The organism is Burkholderia singularis, from assembly GCF_900176645.1.
Taxonomy (GTDB): Bacteria; Pseudomonadota; Gammaproteobacteria; order Burkholderiales; family Burkholderiaceae; genus Burkholderia; species Burkholderia singularis.
This window is the reverse complement of the sequence record NZ_FXAN01000043.1, coordinates 1-11,729: the sequence shown is the minus strand read 5'-3', so window position 1 is coordinate 11,729 and position 11,729 is coordinate 1. Positions and strand designations below refer to the sequence as shown.

Genomic DNA, 11,729 nt, shown 5'->3' with positions numbered 1-11,729 from the left:
TGACCATTTCCGCGAATCGCGGCCGACGTTCGGGTAAAATACCGCGCTTTTGGCCGCTCACGCCGAACACCACCGCCGCAGCGGGCCGCGTCGAGCCGACGAACGCGAATTTTGACCGCCTAGAATACGCCCGGCGCACGTGGCCCGATAACCGCGGCACGCACCCGAAAGTCAGCAAGAGGAACGACATGAAGAAGCTCGCCCTGTGCGCGGCTCTCGCCTTCGCGGCGGGCGGCGCCTTCGCGAAAGAATGGAAGACCGTGCGGATCGGCGTCGATGCCAGCTATCCGCCGTTCGAATCGACCGCGCCGAACGGCGAGATCGTCGGTTTCGACGTGGATCTGACCAAGGAAATCTGCAAGCGGATCAAGGTCAAGTGCGTTTGGATATCGCAGGATCTCGACGGCGTCATCCCCGCGCTCAAGGCGAAGAAGTTCGACGTGATCGTGTCGTCGCTGACCGTCACCGACAAGCGCCGCGAGCAGATCGATTTCTCCGACAAGCTGTACGACGCACCCGCGCGAATGATCGCGAAGGCCGGCTCGCCGCTCGTGCCGAGCGTCGAGTCGCTAAAGGGCAAGCGGGTCGGCGTCGAGCAGGGTTCGACGCAGGAGACTTTCGTGAAGGCGCATTGGGAGCCCAAGGGCGTGACGATCGTGTCGTACCAGAATCAGGATCAGGTGTACGCGGATCTCGGCTCCGGCCGCCTCGACGCGACGCTGCAAGACGAGTTTCAAGCCGACTACGGCTTCCTGCGCACGCCGCGCGGCAAAGGCTTCGCATGGGCGGGACCGGCCGTGCAGGACCCGAAGACGCTCGGCGACGGCACGGCGATCGGCCTGCGCAAGGAAGACGCCGAGCTGAAAGCAATGATCAACCGCGCGCTCGCGTCGATCCATCAGGACGGCACCTACGACAAGCTGTCGCGCAAATACTTCCCGTACAGCATCTATTCGGCGAAGTAACGGCAACGGCCGATAGCGGCCGCAAGGCCGGCGTGAGCCGCACGGCGCGACCGGCGCGCGGCCCGCGCAGCAGCAACCGCCGGTCGCGGGACACCGCACGCCGCCCACTGGGGCGGCGCATTTACGCGAAAGCGAGAACGGCGCGGGATACGTTCGATATGCACGGCGCGCCCCGCGCAACGCGCGATGCGCGCCTGCGTTGCGCCCGGCGCGTCGTCAAGGATTTCATATGTTTCTTCAAGGCTACGGCCCGCTGATACTTTCCGGCACCTGGCAAACCGTCAAGCTCGCGGTGCTGTCGCTCGCGCTGTCGTTTCTGCTCGGCCTCCTCGGCGCGGCGGCGAAACTGTCGAAGAACCGGCTGTCGAACGGCGCCGCGACGCTCTACACGACACTGATCCGCGGCGTGCCCGATCTCGTGCTGATGCTGCTGCTCTTCTACAGCATCCAGATCTGGCTCAACCAGCTGACCGACGTGATGAACTGGGATCAGATCGACATCGATCCGTTCGCGGCGGGCGTGCTCGTGCTCGGCTTCATCTACGGCGCGTACTTCACCGAGACGTTCCGCGGCGCGTTCCTGTCGGTGCCGCGCGGCCAGCTCGAAGCGGGCAGCGCGTATGGAATGACGAACTGGCAGGTGTTCTCGCGCATCATGTTCCCGCAGATGATGCGCTTCGCGCTGCCCGGCATCGGCAACAACTGGCAGGTGCTCGTCAAATCCACCGCACTCGTGTCGATCATCGGCCTCGCCGACGTCGTGAAGGCATCGCAGGATGCGGGCAAGGGCACGCTGCGGTTCTTTTTCTTCACGCTGCTCGCGGGCGCAATCTATCTCGCGATCACGACGCTCTCGAACTTCGTGCTGATGTGGCTCGAGAAGCGCTATTCGACGGGTGTACGCAAGGCTGACCTATGATCGAGCTGATCCAAGAATACTGGCGCAACTATCTGTATACCGACGGGTATCGATTCACCGGCCTCACGATCACGCTGTGGCTGCTCGTCGTGTCGATCGGATTCGGGTTCTGCCTGTCGATTCCGCTTGCGGTCGCGCGGGTGTCCAAGCGCAAATGGCTCGCGTTCTCTGTGTGGCTCTATACCTACGTGTTTCGCGGCACGCCGCTGTACGTGCAGCTCCTGCTCTGCTACACCGGCCTCTATAGCTTGCAGATCGTGCGCGGCACGCCGATGCTCGATGCGTTCTTCCGCGACGGCATGCATTGCACGCTGCTCGCATTCACGCTGAACACCTGCGCGTACACCACCGAGATCTTCGCCGGCGCGATCAAGGCGACCTCGTATGGCGAGATCGAGGCCGCGCGCGCCTATGGGATGTCGACGTTCACACTGTACCGGCGCATCGTGCTGCCGTCGGCGTTGCGCCGCGCACTGCCGCTGTACAGCAACGAAGTGATCCTGATGCTGCACGCGACGACCGTCGCATTCACGGCGACCGTGCCCGATATCCTGAAGATCGCGCGCGACGTCAATTCGGCAACCTATATGTCGTTCCACGCATTCGGCATCGCCGCCCTGCTCTACCTCGCGATCTCGTTTGCGCTCGTGTGGCTGTTCCGCCGCGCCGAGCGTCGCTGGCTCGCCTATCTGCGCCCGCAAGGCAAATGAACCCGGACCGCCTCGGATGAACTCCCAGATGCATAAGCTTTTCGTCGACGATCTCCACAAATGCTACGGCAACAATGAAGTCCTGAAGGGCGTATCGCTGCGCGCGCAAGCGGGCGACGTGATCAGCGTGATCGGCTCGTCCGGCTCGGGCAAGAGCACGATGCTGCGCTGTATCAATTTCCTCGAGCAGCCGAACGCGGGCCGCATCTTCGTCGATGGCGAGGAAGTGCGTACCGCGAAGGACAAGACGGGCGTGCTCAAGGCCGCCGATCCGAAGCAGTTGCAGCGCGTGCGCACGAAGCTCGCGATGGTGTTCCAGCACTTCAATCTGTGGGCGCACATGAACGTGCTGGAGAACGTGATGGAAGCGCCGGTGCATGTGCTGGGGATTCCGAAGAAAGAGGCGCAGGAGCGCGCGCGCGAATATCTGGAGAAGGTCGGGCTCGCGCCGCGGGTGGAGAAGCAGTATCCGTCGCATCTGTCGGGCGGCCAGCAGCAGCGCGTGGCGATCGCGCGCGCGCTGGCGATGCATCCGGACGTGATGCTGTTCGACGAGCCGACCTCGGCGCTGGACCCGGAGCTGGTGGGCGAAGTGCTGAAGGTGATGCAGAAGCTCGCGGAGGAAGGGCGCACGATGATCGTGGTCACGCACGAGATGGGCTTCGCGCGCAACGTGTCGAATCACGTGATGTTCCTGCACCAGGGGCGCGTCGAGGAGCAAGGCGCGCCCGCCGACGTATTCGGCGCGACCAAGAGCGAGCGCCTCAAGCAGTTCCTGTCCGGCAGCCTCAAGTAATGCGCCGCGGGCGCTGTCCGGCGCCCGCCCAACCCTTCGTTTTCGTTACGCATTCGCCGCCCGATCCGCATCGGCGCGCTTTACCCCCACGCCTGCCCAGCGTCAATAGTGGCAATCCTTGACCCCTCCCGCCCGAATCCTCAAATGTCTTGCACGACAAGGGTTTCGGGTGCCTGTCCCAGTGCCGCTGAGTGCGCTGCGGCACACGGCTATGGCAATTTGGCGACATGCGCTAGTCAAACAACGATTTCCATCGCCACAAAATTTTATTTTTGCTAAATTAGTAACCAAAGTAGCAAAACGAAAGCCATGAAATGTAGTTTTACTTCATGGCAACAGGAGACCCCGACAGGTCGCGTGCTTCGGCCGCACGGGTTCGCAAAACAGCGTTTTCACCCGCTCGCTCACGTGCGTGCCGCACTCTCGACCGGATGTGGTCTCCCTGGTTACCCCATTTTGCCCGGCCTGCAACGCCGGGCATGTCGCGTAGTTCCGGGTTAACTTTTTTGACAAAGGGTATGGAGGGGATGATGAAAAAAGCAATGCTCGCGGCGGTGCTGGCGACTGCCGGAGTGGCGGCTCACGCTCAAAGCAGCGTGACGCTGTATGGCCGTCTCGATGCCGGTATCGAGTACATCAACGGTCTCGTGGGCGCGAACGGCCAAAAGACCAACCGCTGGCGCGCGGAAAGCGGCGATTGGGGCACGAGCCTCTGGGGCTTGAAGGGTACGGAAGACATCGGCGGCGGCAATAAGGTCGTGTTCCAGTTGGAAGGCAGTTTCAACACGATGGACGGCAGCGGCCCAGGCGGCGGCAGTATCTGGAACCGCTGGGCGACCGTCGGCCTGTCGAACGACGCATACGGCACGCTGCTGTTGGGTCGCGAACTCGCGATCGCGAACGGCGTGTGGGACTTCGACCCGTTCGGTCAATCCGCCTGGTCGACCGCCTCGCTCGTGCGCGGCCGCAACTGGAACAAGACGAGCAACAACATCTCGTATCAATCGCCGAAGTTCTACGGCTTCGACGTCTACGGCCAGTATTCGCTGTCGAACGCGACGAACTGGAACGGCAACGGCACCACAGGCCAGGGCCGCAGCGCGGGCCTGCAGCTCACCTACACGAATTCGCTGTTCCAGGTCCGCGGCATCTACGACGAAGCGCGTAATCCGGCAAACGGCAAGCTCGACGACGTGTTCAACTACTCGCGCGAATACTTTGCGGGCGTGAACGTGTTCCTCGGCCAATTCAAGCTGCAAGCGGCCTACCAGGCTTCGCACGCCGACGGCGCGCCGCCGGCGAATCAGGGCATCACCGGCACCCAGCAAGTCTGGGGCGGCGTGACGTGGCAGGCAACGCCGGCCGCCGCGCTGATCGCCGCCGTCTATCACGTGAACGCGAACCACGGCGGCGGCAACGCGAACATCTACACGCTCGGCGGCACGTACAACCTGTCCAAGCGCACGCTGCTCGACTTCCAGGTCGCGACGGTACGCAACAGCAAGAACGCGAACTTCGGCCTCGAGGCCAACAACGCAGGCCCTGGCGGCCCGATCCAAGGCGGCGGCTACAACGACAATCCGCTGCCCGGCCACAGCCAGACGGGCTTCTATGCCGGCATCCAGCATCTGTTCTGATGCCGGAATGTCCGACAACTTGAATCGATAGTCTTTTACGCTGCTGCGAGAGGCGCGTACCGGCGCGATGCCCACACGGGCACCGCGCCGTTTTTTTGCCGGCTGCGGAACGGCTCTGCTTGTTCCGCGCTCGCACGTTGCTTGCGGCGAACACGATGCGGTACAGACAAACCCGCCTGCGCGGGGCTGCGAGAGGTCAACGCAACCACACGTGAGCGCCCCGCGCGGGCGGACGCGACGCAGAATGAAGCGCGCGCCGCACGGCGCGTGCTTCATCCGGGGCCGCGACGGCCGTCAATCAGACCGCCGCCTCGTTCTCCTCGCCGGTGCGGATTCGTATCACGCGCTCGACGTCCGACACGAAGATCTTGCCGTCGCCGATCTTGCCCGTGCGCGCGGCGCCGATCACCGCGTCGATCACGCGATCGACGATATCGCTCGCGACCACCACCTCGATCTTGATCTTCGGCAGAAAGTCGACGACATATTCGGCGCCGCGATAAAGCTCGGTATGCCCCTTCTGCCGGCCGAACCCTTTCACCTCGGTTACGGTAAGCCCCGTCAAGCCGACTTCGGCGAGCGCCTCGCGCACCTCGTCCAGCTTGAACGGTTTGATGATGGCAGTAATGCGTTTCATGGTGTCCCCCTGCTTCGAATGAGTGGAAGTCGCCGGTCGATTCTAGCCGCGCGCCGCGTCAGTCGATACGCTCGGCGAAACGCGACGTGATCGGATAACGCCAGTCGCGCCCGAACGCGCGATGCGTGACGCGAATTCCGACGGGCGCCTGGCGCCGCTTGTACTCGTTGATCTTGATGAGCCGCGTGACGCGCTTGACGTCATCCTGCGCATAGCCGGCCGCGACGATCTCCGAGAGCGGCCGGTCCTCCTCCATGTACATCCGCATGATCGCGTCGAGCACGTCGTATGGCGGCAGGCTGTCCTGGTCGGTCTGGTTCTCGCGCAGTTCGGCGGATGGCGCGCGGGTCAGAATCCGCTCGGGGATGACGTCGCGCACGCCATAATCGGCGCTCGCGTTCCGGTAGCGGCAGAGGCGGTATACGAGCGTCTTCGCGATGTCCTTGATGACTGCGAAACCGCCGGCCATGTCGCCGTACAGCGTGCAGTAGCCGACTGCCATCTCGCTCTTGTTGCCGGTCGTCAGCACGATCGAGCCGAACTTGTTCGACAGCGCCATCAACAGCGTGCCGCGAATTCGCGCCTGGATATTCTCCTCGGCCGCATCCTCCGCCAGCCCCGCGAACTCGGCCGCAAGCGATGCGCGAAACGCATCGAACATCGGCGCGATCGCGATCTCGTCGTAGCGCACGCCGACGCGCCGCGCCATGTCGGCCGCATCGGTCGTCGACATGTCGGCCGTGTAACGCGACGGCATCATCACCGCGCGCACGCGCTCGGGCCCGAGCGCGTCGACCGCGATCGCCAGCACGAGCGCCGAATCGACGCCGCCCGACAGCCCGATGATCGCCCCCGGAAAGCCGTTCTTGCCGATGTAGTCGCGCACGCCGAGCACGAGCGCGCGATACACCTGCGCCTCGACCGGCAGTTCCGGCGCGATGCGCGCAGGCACCGGCCGCGCGCCGTCGAATTCGACGATCGCATTGCCTTCGTCGAATTGCGGCATCTTCGCAACCAGCTCGCCGGCCCCGTCGAGCACGAACGAGCCGCCATCGAACACCAGTTCGTCCTGCCCGCCCACCAGGTTCACGTAGATCATCGGCAGGCCCGTTTCGCGAATCCGCGCGCGCAGAATGTCCACGCGCACCGCCTCCTTGTTCATGTGATACGGCGAGCCGTTCGGCACGATCAGCACCTGCGCGCCCGCTGCCTTCGCAAGCTGCGCGGCCGACGCGTGCCACACATCCTCGCAAATCACGACACCGAACTTCACGCCGTTCAGCTCGAATACGTACGGCGCCGCATCAGTCGCGAAATAACGCTTTTCGTCGAACACCTCGGTGTTCGGCAAATCCTGCTTCCGGTACGTGCCGACCACTTCGCCGCCGACGATCAGCGAGGCCGCGTTGTAGGTGTCGACCGGGTCGATGCCGCGCTCGATCGGGCGGTTTGCATTACCATCGGCGCTTGGCGCGCCCGCGCCGGCCGTGCGCAACGGATGGCCGACCAGCACCGCGAGCCCCGCGAGCGGCTTCAGTTGCGCGGCGAGATCGGCGAGCGCGTCGGCCGACGCCGCGTAGAACGCTGGGCGCAGCAGCAGATCCTCGGGCGGATAGCCCGACAGCGCAAGCTCCGGCGCGATCAGAAGCTGCGCGCCGGCGGCGTGCGCGGCGCGCGCGGCGGCGACGATCTTGGCGACGTTGCCGGCAAAATCGCCGACAGTGACGTTGAGTTGGGCAAGAGCAATACGGGTCTTCATCACGGAATCAACGCGGCCGGTTGGCCGCTGCACGAACGGCTTTGAGCAAACGTACCGGCTGGCGGCGCGCTACGGCGCGCATGCCGGACGATACGAACGGGTACGAACAAGGTGCGAACGGGCACGAACGAGTACCGACGAAAAGGATTCAGATCGTTGAAACACGAACGTTGCGATTATCGCATGGGCCTCCTGTCATCACCGCTCGACGCGAACGCCGCCGAGTGGGACGCGCTCGTCGCGCGCGCCGCGCAGCCGACGCCCTTCCTGAAGCACGCGTTCCTGAGCGCGCTGCACCGCGCCCGCTGCGCGCTCGACGATACCGGCTGGGCGCCGCGCTTCGTCACGCTGACCGACGCAAGCGGCGCACTCGCCGCGGCCGCGCCCGTCTATCTGAAAGCCCATTCATACGGCGAATATGTATTCGACTGGGCGTGGGCCGACGCATACCAGCGCAACGGGCTGCCGTACTATCCAAAGCTCGTCTGCGCCACGCCGTTCACGCCGGTACAAGGCAGCCGGCTGCTCGCCGTCGACGATCACGCGCGCCGCCGGCTGGCCGCGACGCTCATCGCGCTCGCGGAACAAAGCGACGTGTCGTCGCTGCATGTGCTGTTTCCGACCGAAGACGAAGCGCGCACGCTCGCCGACATGGGCATGATGCAGCGCGAAGGCGTGCAGTTCCACTGGCTGAACGGCGGCTATCGCGATTTCGAAGATTTTCTCGCGACGCTCGAACAAAAAAAGCGCAAGAACATTCGTGCGGAGCGCCGCAAGGTCGCCGACGCGGGCGTCACGTTCCGCCGCGTGCGCGGCGAGGACGCAACCGACGCCGACTGGCGTTTCTTCACGCGCTGCTATCGGCAGACCTACCGCGAGCATTTCTCGAGCCCGTACCTGAATTTCGACTTCTTCAAGGAAATCGGCTCGACGATGCCGCAGAACCTGCTGCTCGTGATCGCCGAGCGCGGCGGCAAGCCGATTGCGAGCGCGCTGGCGTTTTATCAACGCGACGCGGATGCCGATGCGAGCGCACATGCCGACAACGATACCGGCGCGGCTCTCGCGAACGGGCGCGAAGCGAAGCGAGACGCCACCGCCGGCCGCGCGCCGCGCGGTACGCTGTACGGCCGCTACTGGGGTGCGGTCGAGCATGTGCGATGCCTGCATTTCGAAACCGCGTACTATCAATTGCTCGAATTCTGCATCGACGAGCGGCTCGCGACATTCGAAGGCGGTGCGCAAGGCGAGCACAAGCTGGCGCGCGGCTTTCTGCCGACCGTCACGCGCTCCGCGCACTGGCTCGCGCATCCGGCGTTCGCGGATGCGGTCGGCCGCTTCCTCGAGCACGAGGCGAACCAAATTCACGCTTACGTCGACGAATTGCGCGAGCACGATCCGTTCAAGTCCGGCGGGCGCTGACAACGGGCGCGCACCGTTAGGCGCTATCAGCTGCGGCAACCCGCCCGAGCATCGGACTGCGAAGCGACGAAGCACTCGCGCGTGAGCCGACCCAGGGCCGCCGGGGTACGGAACCCGCGCACGCGGCGCTCTTGCGTGTCACGAAGCAGCGTGCCGCCATCCGAGTTGCTTAACACACCGAATCATCTGACGCCATTTCGGATGGGGCACGGTCATTTCGCGCCGGCGCAATGTTATATCGGCGATTTGGATACCATTCATTTCCGTTTGGAAATCGAAAGATTATTCAGTTGCCATTTGGTAGGTAAATCCCCTAGACTTTCGGCATGCTTAATAAAGTCTAATGAAACGGTTGAGATCAATTGCATTCGGTTTCGGCCCTGTTTCCGGTTTCTCGAATTTCGGTTCGGGGAATTGAAATAAAAACTTCATATTCCGAGGCGCATTTGCAGTTCCGTCCTTCGGTATACCGCGCGGCATGGTTCATCGCGGCCGAAGAGGATGGGGAGACATTTTGATCTTTTGGTTGACGATCTTTTTTCAGATTATCAATTAGGAGTATTAAATGCATCTAATCTCTCCATTCGTCGGAAACGGCAAAAAGCAGCCGCTTTCGCCAAATGCCGCGCCATTCGGCATCTGCCCGGATAGGTTGCTCGAGCCGGAAATTTTAGAAATAAAGCAGAAATATCGGCCATTCGCGCCGTCACATTCGAGCAAGCCGCCGGTTGCCCTCGCCGGGCAGGGCCGGTGTTTGCCCATCCCACGCGGCACGACTCTATCCCAATAACCATGTTCTTCGCGAGCCCTGCCCGGGGCTCGCGGGGCTCGCGTCGCGCGGCCACCCGCGACGCTCACTTTCAACGTCCGCGCCATGTCCAATACTACTTCTCGCACGACGCTGCTCTGGATTGTCGCCACGGCCTTTTTCATGCAGGCCGTCGATACGACCATCGTCAACACGGCGTTGCCGTCGATCGCTCACGCGCTGGGCCAAAACGCGCTCTCGATGCATAGCGTCGTCACCGCCTACACGTTGACGATGGCCACCCTCACCCCCGCGTCCGGCTGGCTCGCGGACCGTTTCGGCACGCGTCGTGTATTCTTCACCGCGATCGTCGTGTTCGCGCTCGGCTCGCTGTGCTGCGCGGCCGCGCAAACCCCGGCTCAACTCATCGTCGCCCGCGTGCTGCAAGGCATCGGCGGCTCGATGCTGCTGCCGATCGGACGGCTCGCGGTGCTGCGCGGCGTGCCCGGCGACGAATATGTCGCCGCGCTCGCGTTCGTGTCGATCTTCGGCCAGATCGGGCCGATCCTGGGGCCCACGCTCGGCGGCTGGATCACCCAATCGATGTCGTGGTACTGGATCTTTCTCGTCAATCTGCCGATCTGCGCGATCGGCCTCGTCGCCGTTCACCGCTACATGCCGCAAGACCAACCGATCAATCCGCCGCCGTTCGACTACACCGGCTACACGCTGCTGTCGAGCGCGATGATCGCCGGCTCGCTCGCGATTGATGCATCGTCGGACGGCGGCTATACGATATGGACGCTCGGCATCGCCGCGACCGCAGTGGCCGCGACGCTCGCCTATGTCGCGCATGCGCGCAAACGCGCGAATCCGCTCTTCCGGCTCGAACTCTTTCGCGAACCGAACTTCGCCGTCGGCTTGGCGGGCAATCTGGTCTCGCGCATCGGCATCGGCGCGACGCCGTTCCTGCTGCCGCTGATGATGCAGCTCGAGTTCGGCTATGCACCGCTGCGCTCGGGGCTGCTGCTCGTGCCGGCTGCGATCGCCGGCGTGGTCGCGAAGCCGTGGATCACGCCGCTCGTTCGCCGTCACGGCTACCGGACTTTCCTGTTCGTCAATACGCTGATCGTCGGCGCGGTGATCACGTTGTTCGCGACGATCGGCCCCGACACGCCGCTCGTCTTCGAAATGGCGCTGATCGCGATCTTCGGCGCGACCAATTCGGTGCAGATCGCGGCGATGAACAGCGTCACGCTGAAAAGCCTGCCGCATCGCGACGCCGCGAGCGGCAACAGCCTCTATTCGATGGTGCAGATGCTGTCGATGGGGCTTGGCGCATCGGTGGGCAGCGGGCTGGCGGCGCTGTTCGGCACGCAAACCGGTTCGACGCTGCTCGGCTTCAAACTGAGCTTCATTTGCGTGGGCGCGATCACGCTCGCGTCCGCGGCGATTTTCTGGCGCGTTCATGAATCGCGCGCGTCGCGCACCCCGCCCAATCACGCGGTCGCGCAGCGCTAAGCGGGCGCGCGGCGCGAATCATCGGGCAAACCGTATCGGCTTTCGCCGGCGGCTCGATGCGTTCGCACCGCGCGTTTTCTGCGACACTGGCGGCTTCGCATCACGCCGCCTCTCATGTCCTGGTACCTATACCTGATCGAATGCGCCGACGGCAGTGTCTACACGGGCATCACGACCGATGTTGCCGCCCGCTTCGCCCAACACGCGCAAGGCAAGGGCGCGCGCTATACGCGCGCGCGCAAGCCGCGAGCCGTGCTCGCATCGTTCGAGCTTGCCGACCGGTCAAGCGCGTCGCGGGCCGAATATCGAGTCAAGCAACTGACGGCCACGCAGAAGCGGGCGCTGGCGAGCGGCGCGCTGCCGCTCATGTCGGTACTGCCGGCCACAGCGGCCGGCGGACGCGATGTCGATGTCGGGCATGCCGCAAGCGGAACGGATGCGGCTGAAAACGGCACGGCGGCGACAGCCGACAAAGCGGCCGACGGTGCTGCCGTGACCCAGAGTACACGCTCAAGACAGGCGCGCGGCGCGTCGGAGCTATCGAAGCCGTCGAAGCCGTCGAAGCCGTCAAAGCCGTCGAAGCCGTCGAAGCCGTCGAAGCCGTCGAAGCCGTCG

10 protein-coding genes are annotated in these 11,729 nt (G+C 64.0%); 8 read left to right on the top strand and 2 right to left on the bottom strand.

Going from position 1 to position 11,729, the window contains the following annotated elements; translation table 11 throughout:
- The first annotated feature begins 188 nt into the window (after positions 1-188).
- From BSIN_RS08200 to BSIN_RS08180, 5 genes are all read left to right on the top strand, one after another.
- Positions 189-965 carry an ABC transporter substrate-binding protein gene (locus tag BSIN_RS08200; protein WP_089340155.1) on the top strand — a complete coding sequence of 259 codons (777 nt, stop codon included), beginning with the start codon at positions 189-191 and terminating at the stop codon, positions 963-965.
- A gap of 229 nt (positions 966-1,194) precedes the next feature.
- A complete protein-coding gene (locus BSIN_RS08195; protein ID WP_059520364.1) occupies positions 1,195-1,884 on the top strand; it encodes an ABC transporter permease in 690 nt (229 codons plus the stop codon).
- Positions 1,881-2,594: an ABC transporter permease gene (locus tag BSIN_RS08190; RefSeq protein WP_059520365.1), complete on the top strand. Its 714-nt coding sequence runs from the start codon at positions 1,881-1,883 to the stop codon at positions 2,592-2,594. Before BSIN_RS08195 ends, BSIN_RS08190 begins: the two co-directional genes overlap by 4 nt.
- A 16-nt stretch (positions 2,595-2,610) precedes the next feature.
- The gene (locus BSIN_RS08185; protein WP_059520366.1) at positions 2,611-3,390 is read left to right on the top strand and encodes an ABC transporter ATP-binding protein; all 780 of its coding nucleotides are present in this window, start codon (positions 2,611-2,613) and stop codon (positions 3,388-3,390) included.
- Between the two features lie 530 nt (positions 3,391-3,920).
- Entirely contained in the window at positions 3,921-5,027 is a 1,107-nt protein-coding gene (locus BSIN_RS08180; RefSeq protein WP_059520582.1) for a porin, read from the top strand.
- Positions 5,028-5,325: 298 nt separating this feature from the next.
- Here BSIN_RS08180 and BSIN_RS08175 read toward each other — a convergent pair whose 3' ends face one another.
- Both BSIN_RS08175 and BSIN_RS08170 read right to left on the bottom strand, forming a co-directional pair.
- Positions 5,326-5,664, bottom strand: a complete 339-nt coding sequence (locus BSIN_RS08175) for a P-II family nitrogen regulator (RefSeq protein WP_059520367.1) — start codon at positions 5,662-5,664, stop codon at positions 5,326-5,328.
- Positions 5,665-5,722: 58 nt separating this feature from the next.
- Positions 5,723-7,423, bottom strand: coding sequence for an NAD+ synthase (locus BSIN_RS08170; RefSeq protein WP_089340121.1), 1,701 nt, complete (start codon positions 7,421-7,423; stop codon positions 5,723-5,725).
- Positions 7,424-7,579: 156 nt separating this feature from the next.
- Here BSIN_RS08170 and BSIN_RS08165 point away from each other — a divergent pair, with 156 nt between their 5' ends.
- The 3 genes from BSIN_RS08165 to BSIN_RS08155 all read left to right on the top strand — a co-directional run.
- Positions 7,580-8,845, top strand: a complete 1,266-nt coding sequence (locus tag BSIN_RS08165; RefSeq protein WP_089340120.1) for a GNAT family N-acetyltransferase — start codon at positions 7,580-7,582, stop codon at positions 8,843-8,845.
- An 874-nt stretch (positions 8,846-9,719) separates the two neighbouring features.
- Positions 9,720-11,114 carry a DHA2 family efflux MFS transporter permease subunit gene (locus tag BSIN_RS08160; RefSeq protein ID WP_089340119.1) on the top strand — a complete coding sequence of 465 codons (1,395 nt, stop codon included), beginning with the start codon at positions 9,720-9,722 and terminating at the stop codon, positions 11,112-11,114.
- Positions 11,115-11,228: 114 nt separating this feature from the next.
- On the top strand, positions 11,229-11,729 hold a 501-nt coding region (locus BSIN_RS08155), incomplete at its 3' end, for a GIY-YIG nuclease family protein (protein WP_143757382.1).

What these genes read in the sequence shown, in the direction of transcription:
- BSIN_RS08190 (WP_059520365.1), top strand. Translation starts at nt 1,881, where the DNA reads ATGATCGAGCTGATCCAAGAATACTGGCGCAACTATCTGTATACCGAC.
- BSIN_RS08180 (WP_059520582.1), top strand. Translation starts at nt 3,921, where the DNA reads ATGAAAAAAGCAATGCTCGCGGCGGTGCTGGCGACTGCCGGAGTGGCG.
- BSIN_RS08160 (WP_089340119.1), top strand. Translation starts at nt 9,720, where the DNA reads ATGTCCAATACTACTTCTCGCACGACGCTGCTCTGGATTGTCGCCACG.
- BSIN_RS08200 (WP_089340155.1), top strand. Translation starts at nt 189, where the DNA reads ATGAAGAAGCTCGCCCTGTGCGCGGCTCTCGCCTTCGCGGCGGGCGGC.
- BSIN_RS08195 (WP_059520364.1), top strand. Translation starts at nt 1,195, where the DNA reads ATGTTTCTTCAAGGCTACGGCCCGCTGATACTTTCCGGCACCTGGCAA.
- BSIN_RS08185 (WP_059520366.1), top strand. Translation starts at nt 2,611, where the DNA reads ATGAACTCCCAGATGCATAAGCTTTTCGTCGACGATCTCCACAAATGC.
- BSIN_RS08175 (WP_059520367.1), bottom strand. Translation starts at nt 5,664, where the DNA reads ATGAAACGCATTACTGCCATCATCAAACCGTTCAAGCTGGACGAGGTG.
- BSIN_RS08170 (WP_089340121.1), bottom strand. Translation starts at nt 7,423, where the DNA reads ATGAAGACCCGTATTGCTCTTGCCCAACTCAACGTCACTGTCGGCGAT.